Annotated in this window: 19 protein-coding genes and 1 other annotated feature; of the genes, 18 read left to right on the top strand and 1 reads right to left on the bottom strand. The window is 39.0% G+C overall.

Translation table 11 applies throughout. The features are described 5' to 3' along the window. Positions 1-8: 8 nt before the first annotated feature. The 6 genes from hemC to ACEVFT_RS17350 all read left to right on the top strand — a co-directional run bounded on the left by hemC (position 9) and on the right by ACEVFT_RS17350 (position 5,499). Positions 9-941, top strand: coding sequence for a hydroxymethylbilane synthase (hemC, locus tag ACEVFT_RS17375; protein WP_205444687.1), 933 nt, complete (start codon positions 9-11; stop codon positions 939-941). After that, positions 931-1,692, top strand: a complete 762-nt coding sequence (locus ACEVFT_RS17370) for a uroporphyrinogen-III synthase (RefSeq protein WP_393950848.1) — start codon at positions 931-933, stop codon at positions 1,690-1,692. The genes hemC and ACEVFT_RS17370 overlap by 11 nt, the downstream gene beginning before the upstream one ends. Further along, positions 1,689-2,669: a porphobilinogen synthase gene (gene hemB, locus ACEVFT_RS17365; RefSeq protein WP_393950847.1), complete on the top strand. Its 981-nt coding sequence runs from the start codon at positions 1,689-1,691 to the stop codon at positions 2,667-2,669. Before ACEVFT_RS17370 ends, hemB begins: the two co-directional genes overlap by 4 nt. Further along, positions 2,670-3,962 carry a glutamate-1-semialdehyde 2,1-aminomutase gene (hemL, locus tag ACEVFT_RS17360; RefSeq protein ID WP_393950846.1) on the top strand — a complete coding sequence of 431 codons (1,293 nt, stop codon included), beginning with the start codon at positions 2,670-2,672 and terminating at the stop codon, positions 3,960-3,962. It abuts the gene before it with no gap. A gap of 245 nt (positions 3,963-4,207) precedes the next feature. Next, positions 4,208-4,654: an SRPBCC family protein gene (locus ACEVFT_RS17355; protein WP_205444681.1), complete on the top strand. Its 447-nt coding sequence runs from the start codon at positions 4,208-4,210 to the stop codon at positions 4,652-4,654. Between the two features lie 170 nt (positions 4,655-4,824). Next, positions 4,825-5,499: a valyl-tRNA synthetase gene (locus tag ACEVFT_RS17350; protein ID WP_393950845.1), complete on the top strand. Its 675-nt coding sequence runs from the start codon at positions 4,825-4,827 to the stop codon at positions 5,497-5,499. Here the strand turns inward: ACEVFT_RS17350 and ACEVFT_RS17345 are convergent. Then, on the bottom strand, positions 5,476-5,670 hold the full coding sequence (locus tag ACEVFT_RS17345) for a hypothetical protein (RefSeq protein WP_036124009.1): 195 nt from the start codon (positions 5,668-5,670) through the stop codon (positions 5,476-5,478). The genes ACEVFT_RS17350 and ACEVFT_RS17345 overlap by 24 nt on opposite strands. A gap of 102 nt (positions 5,671-5,772) precedes the next feature. Further along, positions 5,773-6,031: a binding site (T-box leader), on the top strand. Positions 6,032-6,112: 81 nt separating this feature from the next. Here ACEVFT_RS17345 and ACEVFT_RS17340 point away from each other — a divergent pair. From ACEVFT_RS17340 to minD, 12 genes are all read left to right on the top strand, one after another. Then, positions 6,113-8,758, top strand: coding sequence for a valine--tRNA ligase (locus ACEVFT_RS17340; protein ID WP_342441097.1), 2,646 nt, complete (start codon positions 6,113-6,115; stop codon positions 8,756-8,758). A gap of 267 nt (positions 8,759-9,025) precedes the next feature. Then, positions 9,026-9,424 carry a hypothetical protein gene (locus ACEVFT_RS17335; RefSeq protein WP_205444677.1) on the top strand — a complete coding sequence of 133 codons (399 nt, stop codon included), beginning with the start codon at positions 9,026-9,028 and terminating at the stop codon, positions 9,422-9,424. Between the two features lie 134 nt (positions 9,425-9,558). After that, positions 9,559-10,839 carry a bifunctional folylpolyglutamate synthase/dihydrofolate synthase gene (locus tag ACEVFT_RS17330; protein ID WP_393950844.1) on the top strand — a complete coding sequence of 427 codons (1,281 nt, stop codon included), beginning with the start codon at positions 9,559-9,561 and terminating at the stop codon, positions 10,837-10,839. After that, positions 10,836-12,086, top strand: coding sequence for a bifunctional folylpolyglutamate synthase/dihydrofolate synthase (locus ACEVFT_RS17325; protein ID WP_205444675.1), 1,251 nt, complete (start codon positions 10,836-10,838; stop codon positions 12,084-12,086). Before ACEVFT_RS17330 ends, ACEVFT_RS17325 begins: the two co-directional genes overlap by 4 nt. Before the next feature lie 184 nt (positions 12,087-12,270). After that, positions 12,271-12,915, top strand: coding sequence for a hypothetical protein (locus ACEVFT_RS17320; RefSeq protein ID WP_393950843.1), 645 nt, complete (start codon positions 12,271-12,273; stop codon positions 12,913-12,915). A 98-nt stretch (positions 12,916-13,013) separates the two neighbouring features. Continuing rightward, entirely contained in the window at positions 13,014-13,607 is a 594-nt protein-coding gene (locus ACEVFT_RS17315) for a Maf family protein (RefSeq protein WP_205444672.1), read from the top strand. A 33-nt stretch (positions 13,608-13,640) separates the two neighbouring features. Next, on the top strand, positions 13,641-14,312 hold the full coding sequence (gene radC, locus ACEVFT_RS17310) for a RadC family protein (RefSeq protein WP_205447022.1): 672 nt from the start codon (positions 13,641-13,643) through the stop codon (positions 14,310-14,312). Positions 14,313-14,892: 580 nt separating this feature from the next. Further along, complete coding sequence (locus ACEVFT_RS17305) at positions 14,893-15,912, top strand: rod shape-determining protein (RefSeq protein ID WP_205444671.1); 1,020 nt, start codon at positions 14,893-14,895, stop codon at positions 15,910-15,912. A gap of 13 nt (positions 15,913-15,925) precedes the next feature. After that, complete coding sequence (mreC, locus tag ACEVFT_RS17300) at positions 15,926-16,840, top strand: rod shape-determining protein MreC (protein ID WP_205444669.1); 915 nt, start codon at positions 15,926-15,928, stop codon at positions 16,838-16,840. Continuing rightward, entirely contained in the window at positions 16,840-17,364 is a 525-nt protein-coding gene (gene mreD / locus ACEVFT_RS17295; RefSeq protein ID WP_004226656.1) for a rod shape-determining protein MreD, read from the top strand. Before mreC ends, mreD begins: the two co-directional genes overlap by 1 nt. A gap of 27 nt (positions 17,365-17,391) precedes the next feature. Then, on the top strand, positions 17,392-18,060 hold the full coding sequence (minC, locus tag ACEVFT_RS17290) for a septum site-determining protein MinC (RefSeq protein ID WP_205444667.1): 669 nt from the start codon (positions 17,392-17,394) through the stop codon (positions 18,058-18,060). A gap of 1 nt (position 18,061) precedes the next feature. Then, positions 18,062-18,859 (top strand): septum site-determining protein MinD, encoded by a 798-nt coding sequence (minD, locus tag ACEVFT_RS17285; protein WP_393950842.1) that lies wholly within the window; start codon positions 18,062-18,064, stop codon positions 18,857-18,859. Positions 18,860-18,881: the final 22 nt, after the last annotated feature.

Here is an 18,881-nt window from a genome sequence, read left to right as displayed (position 1 = left end):
GGAGACTGTTGAGAAAAATTATTGTAGGTTCTAGGAGAAGTAAGCTAGCGCTAACTCAAACAAATTGGTTCATTAATGAATTAAAAGCGGCTGGTGTACCATTTGAATTTGAAGTAAAAGAGATTGTAACAAAAGGTGATCAAATTTTAGATGTACAGCTTTCAAAAGTAGGTGGAAAAGGATTGTTCGTGAAAGAAATTGAACAAGCCCTATACGATAAAGAAATTGATTTTGCTGTTCATTCTATGAAAGATATGCCTGCTGTATTGCCAGATGGGTTAGTGATTGGTTGTATTCCACCACGTGAAGATGCGCGTGATGCATTTATCTCGAAAGGTCATGTTAAATTTGCTGACCTTCCTGCGGGAGCAGTTGTTGGGACAAGTTCTTTACGTCGTAGTGCACAGCTTTTAACAGTACGTCCTGATATCGAAATTAAATGGATTCGTGGAAATGTTGATACACGTTTAGCTAAGCTCGAAACAGAAGAATATGATGCCATTATTTTGGCTGCGGCTGGTTTGAAACGTCTTGGTTGGAGCGATGATGTAGTCACTGAGTTTTTACCTGTAGAACAATGTTTGCCAGCTGTAGCGCAAGGCTCTCTAGGCATTGAATGTCGTGCAGATGATGCGGAGCTATTAGCCGAATTAGGAAAGCTCACTGATTCATTAACATGGCAAGAGGCGCATGCAGAACGTGCATTTTTGGCAGCAATGGATGGTGGTTGTCAAGTACCAATCGCTGGGTATGCCACTTCTAATGGGGAAGAAATTACATTAACAGGCCTTGTTGCTGCTCCAGATGCATCTGTTATGTATAAGGAAACAGTTGTTGGTACAGATGCACAAAAAATTGGAGAAGCGCTAGCTGCTATTTTAACAGAACAGGGTGCTTTTGATTTAATTCAGCGTGTAAAGGCAGAGCAAGATGCCAAGTAATTTACCTTTAAAGGGTAAAACGATACTTTTAACAGGCACATCTAAGACAACAACCATTGTCGATAACATAACAGCTTTAGGTGGACAAGCAATCATAGCCCCATTAATTGAAACGTGCGAACGATTAGACAGTAATGATGCTGAACGATTGAATTGCGCCGATCAATATGATTGGATTATTTTTACTAGTCAAAATGCTGTCGATGCTTTTGCTAGTAAAATGCTTCGGCATCAATTGAATGCTAAGCACTTCCAAGGGAAGATTGCTTCCATTGGGACTAAAACAACGACAGCATTAGAAAAGTTAGGATTTCAAGTGAGCTTTATGCCTTCCGTATTTAGTGCTGATATTTTTGTCAAAGAATTTCCAAGTGTAGCAGGTAATCATCCGAGATGTCTGTTTATTCGAGGAGAAAAGGCGAAAAGTACACTGAAGGATGGGCTGCCCTTTGAATTAAAAGAATGGACAGTTTATGAAACGATGGAACGACATGATCAAACTGCGGCTATTGTCAGTTGCATCCAGCAACATCAAGATGTCACGGTGATTTTTGCAAGTCCTTCAGCTGTTGATGTGTACGCAATGGATGTAGTGCCGCATGTTGGGTGGCAAGCAACGCGCATTGCAGCCATCGGCCATATTACGGAAGCAGCTCTTGAACAATACGGTGCTACTGTGGATATTATGCCAAGTGTATATACAATGCAAGCAGTCATCGAAGAAATTATGAAAGTAGGGGACAAATCATGACAAAACTACAATTTCAAAGACATCGTCGTTTGCGTGCCAATGCAACGATGCGATCAATGGTAAAAGAAACATACTTACATAAAGAGGACCTGATCTATCCTATTTTTGTAATGGAAGGCGAAAATATAAAAAATGAAGTACATTCAATGCCTGGCGTTTTTCAATTTTCATTGGATAAACTGGAAGCAGAGGTTGATGAGGTTGTAGCATTAGGCATTCCTGCAGTTATTTTATTTGGCTTGCCAGCTGAAAAGGATGCGGTTGGAACAGGTGCATTTCATGATCACGGCATTGTTCAAGAAGCGACGCGACTCATTAAAACACGTCATCCTGAGCTACTAGTCATTGCAGATACATGCCTATGTGAATTTACAGATCATGGACATTGTGGCTTAATTGAGGGCGATCAAATTTTGAATGATCCTTCATTAGATGTTTTAGCCCGCACGGCGATATCACAGGCAAAAGCTGGCGCAGATATTATTGCTCCATCTAATATGATGGATGGCTTTGTAGCTGCAATTCGTGCTGGTCTAGATGAAGCTGGTTTTGAACATATTCCGATTATGTCCTATGCAGTCAAATATGCATCTAGCTACTATGGACCATTCCGTGACGCTGCAGATGGCGCTCCACAATTCGGTGATCGTAAATCCTACCAAATGGATCCATCGAACCGTCTAGAGGCATTCCGTGAGGCAGAGTCAGATATCGAAGAAGGTGCAGATTTCTTAATCGTAAAGCCGGCCTTAAGCTATTTAGATATTATTCGAGACATGAAAAATAACTATCCATTACCGCTTGTTGCGTATAATGTTTCAGGTGAATATGCAATGATTAAAGCGGCTGCTATGAATGGATGGATTGAAGAGAAAAAAGTTGTGCTTGAAACATTATTAGGCATGAAACGAGCAGGCTCTGATTTAATTATTACGTATCATGCAAAAGATGTTGCACGTTGGTTGGAGGAGAAATAAATGACACGTTCTTACGAAAAATCAAAACAAGCCTATGCTGAAGCTGTTCAATTAATGCCGGGTGGTGTTAGTAGCCCAGTACGTGCATTCAAATCAGTGAATATGGACCCGATTTTCATGGAATCTGGCCATGGTGCGATCATTAAAGACATCGATGGTAACGAATATATTGATTATGTATTGTCTTGGGGTCCACTCATTCTAGGACATACACATCCAGAGGTAGTGAAAGCAATTGCAGACACAGCAGCCAAGGGTTCTTCCTTTGGTGCTCCAAGCTATACAGAAAATCGTTTAGCTCAATTAGTATTAGATCGTCTACCAGGTATGGAAATGATTCGTTTTGTCTCTTCGGGAACAGAGGCTACTATGTCTGCATTACGTGTAGCACGCGGTGTTACAGGGCGTGATAAGATTTTAAAGTTTGAAGGCTCTTATCATGGTCATGGTGATTCATTATTGATTAAAGCTGGTTCAGGTGTTGCCACACTAGGCTTACCTGATAGCCCTGGTGTACCTGCAGATATCGCACGCAATACGTTGACAGTTGCCTACAATGATTTAGAAGGGGCAAAAGTGATTTTCGACAAGTTTGGTGCAGAGCTAGCAGCAGTCATTGTGGAGCCAGTTGCAGGAAATATGGGTGTTGTACCACCACAGCCAGGTTTCCTTGAAGGATTACGTACGCTTACTGCAGAGCATGGTGCATTATTAATCTTTGACGAAGTGATGACAGGTTTCCGCGTAGATTATGGCTGTGCACAAGGGTATTTTGGGGTAACGCCTGATATGACGACTTTAGGAAAAGTAATTGGTGGCGGTCTTCCTGTAGGTGCTTTTGCTGGGAAAAAGGAAATTATGGAGCAAGTTGCACCAGCTGGACCAATTTATCAAGCAGGTACATTATCAGGGAATCCATTAGCGATGACAGCTGGTTACGAAACGTTATCACGTTTAGATCATGGCACATATGACTACTTTAAAAAATTAGGTGATCAGCTAGAAGCTGGTTTCCGTGAAGTAGCATCCAAATATAATATCCCGCACACTGTTAATCGTGCAGGTTCTATGATTGGCTTCTTCTTTACTAATGAAGATGTCATTGATTTTGCTTCTGCTAAAACGTCTGATTTACAATTGTTCGCTGAATACTTCCGTTTGATGGCAGAAGAAGGTATTTTCTTACCGCCTTCTCAATTCGAAGGATTATTCATCTCAACAGCTCATACGGAAGAGCATATTGCGAAAACGGTGGCTGCATTCGATAAAGTATTTGCACAATTAGCGCAATAAAATTTGATAGAGCATGCTAGAATTATTTCTAGCATGCTCTTTTTTGATGGATAAAGCAGAAAGCATTATAGTGCTAGAGAAATGTATGGACAAAAAGGGGGAATAGCATATATTTACTAGTAAATAAGATCTTCTATACTGGATGAAGGACCTGCTTTTGTCAAAATTACATCTTTCAGCATAGCCAAATTGTGGGCGATTTCGTTTATAATATAGCTATTCATAAAAGAAAGTAGTGAATTGATATGGCAACAGGCACACACACGGTCGAAGTACCCGTAGGGATTGAACATGTATGGGATTTCGTTAGTGATATGGAAAAATGGGCAAAGCTTGTCCCAGGTTATAATGCACACGAAATGATTGATGACAAACACTCCACTTGGACTTTTAAAGGCAATGTTGGCGTATTGAAAAAAACAGTAGAAGTAGAAATTACAATCTTAGAATGGTTGGCACCTTCAAAAGTTACATTCGAATTAAAGGGTCTTTCTGATAATTTCACAGGAAATGGTTATTTCCTTGCAGAAAGCATCGATGCTGAAAATACAAAAATGACAGGATTCTTAGAAGTCGTTGCTGGTGGGCTAGCTGGCCCTGTTTTAAATCCGATTTTTAAACCGATCGTACCAAAGGCAACGAAAATGCTAACAGATCGTGTAGCTAATAAAATTAAATTAGTAAATGTTTAATGAGACGAACATCCATGAAAATGGCATGCTAGAATACTACTTCTAGCATGTCATTTTTCTAGTAGTATCTATTTTTAACTCTGTTCAACTTGAAACACCCTAGCATACTATCCTTCCAAGCGTCATATGATGCAGAGGGAGGGATTATTATCGAACACAAAACTTGGAATATGCGCGAAACATTTTGTTTTCCTGGATACGGCTGCCCAACAGAAATAGCAGCTGTACAAATTAAGCCTCAGTGGCAGGCAATGCAGTTAGAGGATTCACTTCGACTTATGGGCATCTATCATATCACCGCACACGTTCGCTTTGATTTTCAAGATATGCAAGCATTTACAGATAGTGAAGATTTAATTACAATTGATGCCCTTGATATCCAAGGAGATACTGGTTATTTTGAGTATGCCGTACCTTTACATGTTGATTTACCAAAAGAATCGGATGTCAAAGATTTAATGGTCAAGGATATTCGCCCTAGTCTGGCAAATCAGATGTGTCAGCTTGAGTGGACAGTCACAAGTGCTTTCAATGAATATGAACCTGTTGTTGAAAGAAATATGTTAGACAATCCACACTTATCAACCCATGCTTTCGAACAAGAGGAAACAATGGCAGTAATCGAAGAAAGTGTTCAAGTGAAACAACCTGCCGCAGTAGCAGCAGCTTCACGCCAAGAGAACTCTACAACAGTTGACCAGAAAGCTGTATTGAGAGAATCCTCAAGCCATATTGTTGTACGTGAATCCAGTACTTGGCATGAAGTGCCTTCTATGATTTGGGATCTAACAGAAGAATATACACCGCTTAAAGTTCGTGTTTCAAATGATGTCTTTCAAAAGTAAATAGCAGAGAAGTAGCAGGAGTAATAAGAAGACTAAATCACCTGATGTTGGCACAATAATGACACGGATAAACTGAAAAGCACAAATCGGCACGATAATGGTTCTGCAATAAAAACGAACTTGCCGTAGCCAAGGTGGTAAAAGCCAAGGGTTATACTTGCGTCGACGCATTTGAATTGTCACTTCCTTTTCTATTTACTTTCCTCTTACTAAAAGATGACTAAATCACTTGAAAAATGACACGATCCTGCGGTACAATAAGGAAAATCAAATACAGATGCTATGATAGGGAAGAGTAAATTTTGTCTACATTTTCAGAGAGGAAACGGTAGCTGAGAAGTTTCTATTTGTACTGAATTGAAGGTAGCCCTTGAGCAGCTTTAGTGAACTAATAGTAGTTAAAGCCGGTTAAACACCGTTACCGAATTGAGAGCCAGTAGGGAAGGCTGAGAAAATGTGTCATTTAACATTTATCTTAACCACTGCTGGAATTAAAGGTGGTACCGCGAACTAAAACTCCTTCGTCCTTTTAGACGAGAGGAGTTTTTTTTATTGGGTAAAAAATGAACAGCATTTCTTTACCAACAGTTTTCAAACAATAGGAGGAGTCAATATGACAGAAAACATTTCAATGCCAACTAAATATGACCCACAGTCCATTGAAGCTGGTCGCTATGAATGGTGGTTACAAGGGAAGTTTTTCGAGGCACAGCCTGAAAGTGGGAAAAAACCCTATTCAATCGTTATTCCACCACCAAACGTAACAGGTAAATTACACCTTGGTCATGCTTGGGATACAACATTACAAGATATCCTCATTCGTATGAAACGCATGCAAGGTTATGATGCCCTTTGGTTGCCTGGTATGGACCATGCGGGTATTGCAACACAGGCAAAAGTAGAAGCAAAGCTGCGTGAGGATAATATTACACGTTATGATTTAGGACGTGAAAAATTCCTTGAAAAAACATGGGAATGGAAAGAAGAATATGCTGGACATATTCGTGATCAATGGGCAAAGCTTGGTCTTGGATTAGACTATACGCGTGAACGTTTCACACTAGATAAAGGCCTTTCAGATGCGGTAAAAACAGTTTTTGTTCAGTTATATGAAAAAGGTTTAATTTACCGTGGTGAGCGTATCATCAACTGGGACCCAGCGGCGAAAACAGCATTGTCTGATATTGAAGTAATTTATCAGGATGTGCAAGGTGCCTTCTATCATATGAAATATCCATTAGCTGATGGCTCAGGCTATGTAGAAGTTGCTACTACACGTCCCGAAACAATGCTTGGTGACTCTGGGGTAGCTGTTCACCCGAACGATGAGCGTTACCAGCATTTAATTGGTAAAACCGTTATTTTACCGATTGTAGGTCGCGAAATCCCGATTGTTGCTGATGACTATGTTGATATGGAATTTGGTACTGGGGTTGTAAAAATGACACCAGCCCATGATCCGAACGACTTTGAAGTTGGTAATCGTCATAATCTAGAGCGTATTCTAGTAATGAATGAAGACGGCACAATGAATGATCTTGCTGGTAAATATAAAGGAATGGATCGCTTTGAATGCCGCAAGCAAATCGTTGCTGATTTACAAGAAGCAGGCGTGTTAATTCGTATTGAAGAGCATATGCATTCAGTAGGACACTCTGAACGTTCTGGTGCTGTTGTTGAGCCATACCTTTCAGCACAATGGTTCGTTAAAATGCAACCACTTGCTGACGCTTCCCTAGAGCTACAAAAGGATGAAGAAGGGAAAGTAAACTTTGTTCCTGCTCGTTTTGAAAACACATATTCTCGCTGGATGGAGAATATTCGTGATTGGTGTATTTCTCGTCAATTATGGTGGGGCCATCAAATCCCAGCTTGGTACCATAATGAAACAGGCGAAATATACGTAGGTAAAGAAGCGCCAGCTGATGCAGAAAACTGGACGCAAGATGAAGATGTACTAGATACATGGTTCTCTTCAGCACTATGGCCATTTTCTACAATGGGCTGGCCGGATGAAGCAAATGAAGAATTTAAACGTTACTATCCAACCAGTACTTTAGTAACAGGTTATGATATTATTTTCTTCTGGGTATCTCGCATGATTTTCCAAGGCCTTGAGTTTACAGAGCAACGTCCATTTAAAGATGTACTCATTCATGGTTTAGTACGTGACGGTGAAGGACGTAAAATGAGTAAATCACTTGGCAATGGTGTTGATCCAATGGATGTTATTGAACAATACGGTGCAGATTCATTACGCTACTTCTTAGCTACTGGTTCATCACCTGGTCAAGATTTACGCTATACAACTGAAAAAGTAGAAGCAGTATGGAACTTCTCCAATAAGATTTGGAATGCATCACGTTTTGCGCTTATGAATATGGATGGTATGACATATGATGAGATCGACTTAACTGGTGAAAAATCAGTTGCTGACAAATGGATTTTAACACGCTTAAATGAAACAATTGAACGAGTAACTTCTCTTGCAGAGCGTTATGAATTCGGTGAAGTGGGTCGTGAATTGTACAATTTCATTTGGGATGATTTCTGTTCTTGGTATATTGAAATGGCAAAATTACCACTTTACGGAGAGGATGAAGCAGCTAAAAAGACAACTCGTTCTATTTTAGCTTACGTACTAGATCAAACAATGCGTCTATTACATCCATTTATGCCTTTCATTACAGAAGAAATCTGGCAGCACTTACCACACGAGGGTGAATCTATTACAGTGGCAGCATGGCCAACAGTACGCACAGATCTTCATTTTGCAGATGAAGCAGATAATATGAAGCTCCTAATGGATATTATACGTTCAGTACGTAATATTCGTGCGGAAGTAAATACGCCAATGAGCAAAAAAGTACCGTTGTTTATTTCAGCGAAAGATGCGGCAACAGCAGCTGTACTCGAAGAGAATCAAGCATATTTAGAAAAATTCTGTAATCCTGACACTTTAACAATTGGTGAAGGTTTAGAGGCTCCAGGTCAATCGATGACGGCTGTTGTTACAGGAGCACAGGTTTTCCTACCTCTTGTTGGACTGATCAATCTAGAGGAAGAAATTGCTCGCCTTGAAAAAGAATTAGAAAAATGGGCAAAAGAAGTGAAGCTTGTTACAGGTAAGCTATCGAATGAGAAGTTCGTATCGAAAGCACCGGAAGCGTTAGTCAATGCAGAACGTGAAAAATTAGCAGATTACGAAAGCAAGCATGCGGTTGTTTTAAAACGTTTAGATGAATTGAAAAATATGTAAAGATAAAGCAATGGATGGCGAAAAAGTCATCCATTGCTTTTTTTTTATGGATCTAAAGATATGCATTGTTTTAGGAAAAAATATATAGTATTATTTAAAATAAATTAGTCTAATAGATGATAATTGGCACTACACTAGTAGGAAACAAAACCTAATTTCATATTATTTAGCCGTGAAAAACCAAAGCTAAGATTGTGTGAATGGATATTTTTTTAAATAGACAGTCTTTTTAATGAAAGAAAATAAGAGTCAATGGAGGTGTTGAGAATGTCAGGAAATATTGCAACTATTATTACAAAAGTCAACAAAGCATGTGATGAATTAGACTTTGTAAGCGCGAGAGTATTGATCGAAACGAATCTCTTGAAATTATCAGAAGCAAAGTATTATCGTTTATTAAATACAAGTGGTCGCGTCCTTATTAAGCACATATTAGCAAATAGTAATCCTCAACAGGATAGCGCTAAATTATCAAGGACCGATTTATTAACGATCCAAAAAATAAATGAGTATTGCTCAGACTTTGATATATCTATGTTAAAAAGAACGTTAAAAAACGCTTTTGAATTAGTGCAACGTCCAGATGTTCATCCGTTATTAAATAGTGATGCAAAAACTATTTTAAACAATATGGGTGCTTTATTAGGTGCTCACAAGGTACACTAATCTAATATTAGTACGAACACGCAGTCGCTAGCTGCGTGTTTTTTGTATTTTGTCATTTTGCTATGTTATTAAACGTTACTTGTACTAAAATAAAGATATTGCAGTAAGAGGGAGTGTTTATTTTGTTTAACACAATGAACGAATGTACAAAATTTATTTTTACATTAAAAGCAGTTGATCATAAACGTGCGCCACTTGTCCTTATGCGAGAAGTACTAGGACATTTAGATGAACCTCACAACAAACTACGAGTAATCCATGTAGCAGGCTCAAATGGTAAAGGCTCTACGGTGAACGCATTAAGAGAAATGCTACAACATGCAGGCTACACTGTAGGGGCATTTACGTCCCCACATTTAGAGCGAGTCAATGAACGGATGACCATTAACGGCCACCAAATCTCGGATGAGCAATTTCTTTACTACTTCAATAAACTTGCAAAAATTATAGAAGAGCACTACAATGGCGATTTTCCAAGCTTTTTTGAGGTAGTTACACTGATTATGTTTCAATATTTTGCACATGAAGGAGTAGATATAGCGCTTATTGAGACAGGGCTTGGAGGACGTTTGGACGCGACAAATGTCGTAACGCCGATTGTAGCTATTATTACAACGATTTCGCTAGAGCATACAGCCTTTTTAGGTGATACCTTCGCAAAGGTTGCCGCTGAAAAAGCTGGCATCATCAAAGAAGGCATCGCGGTTGTTGTAGGCGTTAACAATGAGGAAGCATTGGCTGTCATTAAAGCCACTGCAGAGGAACGACATGCATCATGCTTTGTTTTGGGGCAGGATTTTACGGTGACAAATAGTTGGCAAAGCATTGACAATCAGCACTTTACATATGAAAAGGACCATGTCTTGATGAGGGATGTGCCCTTAAAAATGGCTGGCTCGCATCAAATGAATAATGCAAGTCTGGCTATCACGGCAATGCTAACGTTACGGGAGAAGGGAGCAATTGCAATCTCTGATGATTCAATTTATCGAGGTCTACAATGTGCGCAATGGGCAGGTCGCTTCGAGCAAAGGCCGAATCGTATTGTGCTAGATGGTGCTCATAATTCCGAGGGCACAGCTGCTCTTATCCAAACACTAAAAAACGTCTACCCAACTAATAAATATCGTTTTATTTATGCTGCATTAGCAGATAAGGATCATGCCAACAGTATAGAACTAATGGATGCTGTTGCCACTTCCATCGCTTTTACAGAAATAAACCTACCGAATGCAATGCCTGCTGAAAGCTTAGCGATGTTGTCGACGCATGCGAATAAAACGCATCATAAAGAATGGCTAAAAAGTCTTCAAACCGTATTACAAGAACGCCATGAAGAGGATATCGTTGTCATTACAGGCTCTTTATACTTTATAGCAGAAGCTCGACAGTGGCTACAGGAGGAAGGACAATGATTCCAAACTTTGATCATTATAAAGAGAAATGGCAGGTCAAAAGTGATGATGTGATTAAACCAGGTCTTGCAGCAATTGAAGAGGCTTTATCATTAGTAGGTAATCCTGAGCAAACTTTGCGTGTCGTCCACTTAGCTGGTACAAACGGGAAAGGCTCTACTTTAACGTTTCTAGAGGCAATTGCGCAAGAACATGGCTTACGCGTGGGCAAATTTATGTCACCATGTATCGTCGATGTTCATGATCAAATTCAAATAGCTGGTCAACCTATAACAGAAGCTGAAATGGATCGAGTGTTTCAACAGATGCGTGAAGCTGGGCTTAGTGGCAAACTAACAGATTTTGAATTACTGACGGTGGCAGCATTCTTACATTTTGTGAATGGCCAAGTGGATATTGCACTGATTGAAGCGGGAATGGGTGGCTTACTGGATAGCACAAATGTGGTCACACCCATTGTCTCTATTATCCCAAGCATAGCTTTAGAACACACAAAGTTTTTAGGGGATACGCTTGAAAGCATTGCACGCCATAAAGCAGGTATTATTAAACAACAACGGCCAGTCATTATGGGTGATTTGCCAGATGAAGCAAAGCGTGTTGTTGATGACGTAGCCACTCAAAAAAATGCCGCTATATTGGCATTAAATCATCATTTTGCTATTGAGCAAGCAACTGATGGAGAAAGCTATACGAATGACGTACAGCAGTTTCAAATAGCAAAACTAACACGTTCTATGAAGGGAGCGCATCAGGCGAATAATATGGCACTCGCCATTACTGCATTTTTGGAAGTGGCATCAGTATTAGGTGTGTCTACGGATAAAACTGCCATTCGTCAAGCTGTGCAAAATGCCTCTATTTTAGGACGCTTTGAAGAAATAATGCCTTTCGTTATTTTGGATGGCGCACATAATCCTGCGAGTGCCGAAAAATTAGTAGAAACGATTCAAAGTGAGTATCCAAATGAGCAGATAACATTTGTTATTGGCATACTAGCAGATAAAGATGTTCAGCAGATTCTTCGACTTTTAGAGCAGGTGAGTGATGATTTTTATTTCGTGGATTTTGATAATTCTCGTGCAATGACAGCTCAACAAATGCTCAAGCTTTCTCATGCAACATCAAAAACAACCTTAGTTGATTATGCATCCTTTATACAGGCGCAATCACATAGACAGCAAAGAACAATTGTATCAGGCTCGTTATATTTATTAACAGAGGTTCGTAATAGATTAAAAGAATGAAAAGACTAGGACTCTTGATAGCGAGTCCTAGTTTTTTTATGGTAGCAAATTTAGATTGTAATGAGTTCCGTATCAAAAAATAATAAATTCGCATTTACACTTCGGAATCTACATATACTTATATCATATTATGTTGGCAACGTTACTAGTGCATAGATAGGTGGAAGGATGAGGTGATAGTTGAATGAAAATTGTAAGTCATGTGATGAAAAAACAAATATTTCGAGCAATGATTATTGGTGGATTTGTTGGTCTATTAGGTGTAGTGATTTTTTTGGGCGTTTTACAAGCCAGTACACAGTTACCTTTAAATAAAAATGGTAGTGAAGTGGCAAATAATCAATCACAAACAGAAACGATTCCAACTGCCGGTGAGACAACCAATACATCTAATGCACCGATGTTTTATGCTAGCCAAGCTGGTGTGTATTCAAACTATGAGAGCGCTAGTTCATTTGTTGCTGAGTATCCTGCCTTAAAAGAGAGCGCGATTGTTCAAGTTGATGACAAGTTTTACGTATGGACAAGCATGGTGACGGAAGAAAGCCAGCTACAATTTTTACAGGACCCTGCTACCTTTAAAAAGGCGTTTAGTGTCAGCGGTGAAAGCTGTAAAGAACCGACTCTTGCAGAAATACCAGCTGCTTTAGCAGATAAAAATGCCTCAAAATTAAATTTTAAGGAAAATGGCAAGGATTCAACGCTCCCTGAAGATTGGCAGTCTATTGGGGCAGCTGCCTCTACTATTTCCAACGATGTTAACATCATTCGTTTGCATGTTTTTGCCCATTATCAATCTAAAAATACGTGTCTTCAGGTGAAATTTTAACTATAGATGTTAGCGGAATCATCATTATCTTGTTTTTTTGAAAATTTTCAAATTGTCCATTCTTTTGTATCATAAGGATAAGGAGGAATGGTCAGATAATGTTGAAAACAAATCATAAGCTTGTCCTTGCTTCTGCTTCCCCTAGGCGCAAGGAATTGCTTAACATGTTAGCACTTCCATTTGAAGTCTTAACAAGTGAAGTGGAAGAAACAAGTGTACAAGCTCATACAATGCAGGATTATGTAAAAGGAGTAGCTTTATTGAAGACGCGTGATGTAGCCAAAAAAGCAACGAATGCGACGATTATTGGTGCAGATACAATCGTAGTTTACAATCAAGAGCTACTACATAAACCAAAAACGCGTGAGGAGGCTATTTCTCACTTATTACGTTTGTCAAATAACAAACATAGTGTGATGACAGCCGTCGCTATAATTGAACCGAATGGAAAGGAAACGACCTTTGTGGAAGAGACCCAAGTTGTTTTCCACCGTTTATCGCAGGAACTAATAGAAGCTTATGTAGATTCAGGAGATCCTTTTGATAAAGCGGGCGGTTATGGCATTCAAACGATCGGTACACTATTAGTTAAACGAATTGAAGGAGATTATAACAATGTTGTAGGTCTACCACTTGCAGCTTTGTTTTCGCAATTGGTAGATCTACAGTTAGTCCAATTTGCGAAGGAGTGAATATTTTTGCTTGAAGACGCTTTACCAACTTTGATGATACGTGATGTCAATAGAGAGGATCGCCCCCGTGAACGATTATTACGACAAGGGGCTGAAAGTTTATCCAATCAAGAGCTACTCGCGATTTTATTGAGGACAGGCACAAAGGAAGAATCTGTGCTTGTTCTCGCAAATAGGGTTTTAAATGTTTTTGAACGACTTCATCATCTGAAGCACGCAACCATTGAAGAAATGATGGCTATTAAAGGAATAGGTGAGGTAAAAGCCATTCAATTAATAGCTGCCATTGAACTTGGTAGAAGACTGGCTCAAAAACATAATGATGAGAAATTTACGATACGTTCTCCACAAGATGCAGCAACTTACTTAATGCCTGATATGACTTCGCTTAACCAGGAGCATTTTGTTGTTCTTTTTTTAAATATTAAAAATCAAATTATTCATAAGCAGACGATTTTTATTGGCAGTTTAAACGCCTCCATCGTTCATCCTAGGGAAATTTATCGAGAAGCTGTCAAAAGATCTGCGGCTTCTATTATATGCGCTCACAATCATCCGAGTGGGGTGCCAACACCGAGCACAGAGGATATTGAAGTAACAAAGCGAATTGTTGAAGCTGGTTATATTATAGGGATTGAGTTAATTGATCATGTTATCATCGGTGATCATCAATATATTAGTTTAAAAGAAAAAGGGTATTTTTAACTCTGCATACAATATGCAGAGTTTTTTATGATGAATCTGTTTTGTTGTATAGAAGATTCATTTTTCTATCATGGCATTATTAAGTATACTGTCATAAAATTTTTGTATTTTTTTGTGGTATATTGGCGAACCTTTTTCCTTACATATCGTTAATGTATTCATAGAAATGCAATTATCTTCACAAAAATTGGTAGCCTGATACACATTGTCTTATGGGAATAAAAATTATATGCTAATCTATACGTACTATTTTTAGTTTAAGAGGGAATTAAAATAGTATCTTTTCTGTGAGATGAAGTATGTGATACTATAAATTCTTGCGTTTTTCCGTTATAATGAACGGTATGAATTTTATCTTTATTCAGGAAAGACTCCCATCGAAAATGGTGGTGAGGTGAATGAGTGTGTATTTTTTTCAAGGTGTATATCACCAGCTGATGAAGATAAAAAATTTTGACAGGTGTTATGGACTTTGAAAGGAGTCAATTGTGTATTTACACAATTCAAATTCCTATACATTGATGTCAAATATATTGGATGTCAACGAAAGTATGGCTTATATAGAAAGGGAGTACACAATTTGTTTGGACTAGGAAGCAAAGATGTCGGGATTGACCTCGGCACAGCGAATACATTAGTGTTTATTAAAGGAAAGGGAATCGTTTTACGTGAACCTTCAGTTGTAGCAAAAAATACAAAAACAGGGGATATCGTTGCCGTTGGTAATGATGCGAAAAATATGATTGGTCGTACACCTGGCTCAATCGTAGCGATTCGTCCTATGAAAGATGGCGTTATTGCTGACTTTGATATTACAACAGCAATGATCGAGTATTATTTAAAAGAAGCATGTAAAAACTCCGGAGGTAACTGGAAGAAACCAAATGTTATGATTTGTGTGCCTTATGGTATTACATCAGTGGAGCAACGTGCGGTTATTGATGCTGCACGACAAGCGGGTGCAAAAGAGGCGTTCACAATCGAAGAGCCATTTGCAGCAGCAATCGGTTCAAATCTTCCTGTATGGGATCCTACTGGGTCAATGGTTGTTGATATCGGTGGGGGTACAACAGAAGTAGCTGTTATTTCTTTAGGTGGTATTGTAACGAGTGAATCGGTACGTGTTGGTGGAGATGCTATGGATCAATCCATCATTTCGTATATTCGTAAAACGTATAATTTAACAATTGGTGAACGTACAGCGGAAGCCGTAAAAATGGAAATTGGTACGGCATTAGCAGAAGGACCAGAAGAACGAATGGATATTAGAGGTCGTGACCTGTTAACAGGTTTACCGAAAACAATCGAAATTTCTTCACAGGAAATTTCTGAATCATTGCGTGAAGCGGTTGCCTCTATTATTGATGGTGTTCGAAAAACATTAGAACAAACACCTCCTGAATTATCTGCTGACGTAATGGAGCGCGGTATCGTGTTAACTGGCGGTGGTGCCCTATTAACAAATTTAGACAAAGTAATTAGCCAAGAAACAAATATGCCAGTATTTATCGCAGAAGATCCTTTAGACTGTGTAGCAATAGGTACAGGTAAGGCCTTAGATCATATCGACTTAATTCGTCAACAACAAGTTAAAGGGTAAGGAGGTTTAGGCAATGCCACACTTTTTTTTCAATAAGAAAGTAATTTTGCTGCTCGTAGGCATGGTTTTTCTTGTGGCATTGATTAGCTTCTCATTACGTGATCGGACGAATGCAACTTTACCAGAGCAAATTATTAAAGATACTGTCGGCGTCGCACAATCGCTTGTTGCGAAGCCGGCGAATTATATTAATGGTATTTTTAATAGTATTGACTCCCTCTTAAACACGTACGAAGAAAATAAACGTTTAAAAGCACGCTTAGAAGATTTTGCAGTTGTACAAGCTGAGGCTACGGATTTAAAATCAGAGAATAACAAGCTTCGAGAGCTTTTGGATAAAACCGAGAGCTTAAAGGCGTTTAATCCAATTCAAGCAACAGTGATTGCTAGAAATCCTGACCAGTGGGAAGAGAAAATCATTTTAGATAAAGGGTCTTCTCATGGCGTCAAAAAAAACATGGCAGTTATGACGGCGAAAGGCTTAGTGGGGAAAATTACACTAGTTACACCTTTCACATCTGAGGTAGAGCTTTTATATACAAATAATCCAAACTATCGTGTTTCGGCGATGGTGCTTGGAGAAAAAGAAGCATACGGTTTAATCGAGGGCTTTGATGAAGAACGTAATGAACTCATTATGAAGCGAATCGATTCTAGCATGAAGGTTAAAGTAGGCGAGCAAGTAGTTTCTTCAGGTCTTGGTGGTATTTTCCCAAAGGGAGTGCCGATTGGAGTAATTACGGAGGTTAGTACAGATGATTTTGGTTTAACAAAAATGGCTTATGTCAAACCATCTGCTGATTCTTCAATTTTAGAGCATGTTGTGATTGCACAGCGAACATCCACAAGTATTGATGGATCAGATGGCAACGCAACGAATGAGGATTTATCGAATCCGCAAGAGGCGAGTGAAGAGGAGGCGGAGTGATGGTTCGATTTCTCATCCCCTCTGTGGCGGTATTACTATTCCTATTAGAACCAGAATTTGCCATGCTTTCCCCGATTGAGATTAAAGGGGAAGTCTATTTTCTGGTACCGCGTTTTTTAATCTTATACCTAATTTTTATATCCATCTATTACAGCCGTCAACGAGCGGTAATGTATGGACTTTTTTTTGGTGTCTTGTATGATGTGTTTTACATTGATATTATTGGATTATATTCAGTACTTTATCCACTTATTTGTTTTTTAGCAGGGTCTATCGTGAAAGTTATACATCAGCACTTAGTTGTAACAACCACAATTTCAGTTGTGCTAGTAGCTATTTTAGAATTTATTCTCTATCAATTCTTTTTCCTAATCGATTTTACAGCAATTCCTTTAGCGGATTTCTTACGTTCACGACTACTACCAACAATCATTGCCAATGCTTTATTTTTAATGATTCTTGGGTGGGCCTTCAAGTATCTAATTAATGCGCGTGTCTTACAGAGAGCACGTGAGGTTTCTTAACAAAGAACAACGTGAGGTGAGGCATTCATGAAAAAACAGTTAGTTAATATGAAGGGAACGAAGGACGGTTTTGTACTACGCCTAGACGACCAATGTGCGTATGGTGAGCTAGTGGAAGAATTAAAGAATAAGGTTTTAGAGGGCGGTATCGATGGTAAAGTTGATGTACAATTATACTTAGGCTATCGATACTGTACTGAAGAACAATTAAAAGAACTTATAAAAATTATAGAAGAAACAGAGCAGCTTATTGTATCGAAGGTGCAAAGTGAAGTACTGACTGTCCACGAAAGCAACCAGAAGATGTTTGAAAGTCAACAAGATACATATATAGGAGTGGTCAGGTCAGGACAAGTTCTGCGTTCATCAGGGGACATTACCATCATAGGAAATGTGAATCCAAACGGTCGTGTTGAGGCTGGAGGTAATGTATATGTCCTAGGTAGACTAAAAGGGATTGCACATGCTGGTGTGCAAGGCAATAAAGAAGCAATCATTGCAGCATCTCGATTTGAAGCCACGCATATCATGATTGCCGATCAAGTGCAGGCAATGTCAGATGAACATGTAAAAGCGTTAAATCAAGTAGAAATGACTTGTGCATTTATTGGCTACGATGGACGCATTACGTACGATCAAATTCATGCCTTAAAAAATATTCGACCATTGTTAAATGTGTCTAAGGGAGGAAGCTAGTGTGGGAGAAGCGATCGTCATAACTTCAGGTAAAGGCGGTGTCGGTAAAACAACGACAGTGGCTAACCTTGGGACTGCATTGGCTCTACAAGGTAAAAAAATATGTTTAGTGGATACAGATATTGGCCTACGTAATTTAGATGTGATTTTAGGCCTGGAAAATCGTATTATTTATGACCTGGTTGATGTGGTGGAAGGACGCTGTAAAATTCATCAAGCATTGATTAAGGATAAGCGCGTAGATGAGAAACTATTTTTATTACCTGCTGCTCAAACAACAGATAAAAATGCTGTTACCCCTGAGCAAATGAAGAGCTTAGTAGAGGAATTGAAAAGAGACTATGATTATGTTTTAATCGATTGCCCTGCTGGAATTGAGCAAGGCTATCGTAATGCTGTTGCTGGTGCAGATCATGCGATTGTTGTCACAACACCTGAAATTTCTGCTGTTCGTGATGCAGATCGTATTATTGGTTTACTGGAGCAGGAAGAGATCACAGCACCTAAACTCATCATTAATCGTATTCGACAACATATGATGAAGAATGGTGACACATTGGATGTCAACGAAATTACAACTCATTTATCGATTGATCTATTGGGCATTATTATAGACAGTGAGGGTGTCATCTCATCTTCTAATAAAGGTGAACCAATTGTGATGGACCCTTCAAATAAAGCGTCATTAGGCTATCGAAATATTGCACGTCGTATCCTTGGTGAGTCTGTGCCATTGATGGCTATTCACGATGAGCAAAGAGGGATGTTTTCAAAACTTAAAGCCCTTTTTTCAAAATAAATTAAAACCTTTTCGTGCAATC

It is taken from the genome of Lysinibacillus sp. PWR01 (genome assembly GCF_043359455.1).
Classification (GTDB): domain Bacteria; phylum Bacillota; class Bacilli; order Bacillales_A; family Planococcaceae; genus Lysinibacillus; species Lysinibacillus fusiformis_F.
This window is presented reverse-complemented; position numbering and strand designations above follow the sequence as displayed.

Bases quoted from the DNA above. Each gene is read 5' to 3' on its own strand.
- ACEVFT_RS17330 (WP_393950844.1), top strand. From the start codon at position 9,559: ATGAACGAATGTACAAAATTTATTTTTACATTAAAAGCAGTTGATCAT.
- ACEVFT_RS17325 (WP_205444675.1), top strand. From the start codon at position 10,836: ATGATTCCAAACTTTGATCATTATAAAGAGAAATGGCAGGTCAAAAGT.
- radC (WP_205447022.1), top strand. From the start codon at position 13,641: ATGATACGTGATGTCAATAGAGAGGATCGCCCCCGTGAACGATTATTA.
- minC (WP_205444667.1), top strand. From the start codon at position 17,392: ATGAAAAAACAGTTAGTTAATATGAAGGGAACGAAGGACGGTTTTGTA.
- mreC (WP_205444669.1), top strand. From the start codon at position 15,926: ATGCCACACTTTTTTTTCAATAAGAAAGTAATTTTGCTGCTCGTAGGC.
- mreD (WP_004226656.1), top strand. From the start codon at position 16,840: ATGGTTCGATTTCTCATCCCCTCTGTGGCGGTATTACTATTCCTATTA.
- hemL (WP_393950846.1), top strand. From the start codon at position 2,670: ATGACACGTTCTTACGAAAAATCAAAACAAGCCTATGCTGAAGCTGTT.
- ACEVFT_RS17355 (WP_205444681.1), top strand. From the start codon at position 4,208: ATGGCAACAGGCACACACACGGTCGAAGTACCCGTAGGGATTGAACAT.
- ACEVFT_RS17370 (WP_393950848.1), top strand. From the start codon at position 931: ATGCCAAGTAATTTACCTTTAAAGGGTAAAACGATACTTTTAACAGGC.
- ACEVFT_RS17345 (WP_036124009.1), bottom strand. From the start codon at position 5,670: ATGCGTCGACGCAAGTATAACCCTTGGCTTTTACCACCTTGGCTACGG.
- ACEVFT_RS17315 (WP_205444672.1), top strand. From the start codon at position 13,014: ATGTTGAAAACAAATCATAAGCTTGTCCTTGCTTCTGCTTCCCCTAGG.
- ACEVFT_RS17340 (WP_342441097.1), top strand. From the start codon at position 6,113: ATGACAGAAAACATTTCAATGCCAACTAAATATGACCCACAGTCCATT.
- ACEVFT_RS17335 (WP_205444677.1), top strand. From the start codon at position 9,026: ATGTCAGGAAATATTGCAACTATTATTACAAAAGTCAACAAAGCATGT.
- ACEVFT_RS17350 (WP_393950845.1), top strand. From the start codon at position 4,825: ATGCGCGAAACATTTTGTTTTCCTGGATACGGCTGCCCAACAGAAATA.
- hemB (WP_393950847.1), top strand. From the start codon at position 1,689: ATGACAAAACTACAATTTCAAAGACATCGTCGTTTGCGTGCCAATGCA.
- ACEVFT_RS17320 (WP_393950843.1), top strand. From the start codon at position 12,271: ATGAAAATTGTAAGTCATGTGATGAAAAAACAAATATTTCGAGCAATG.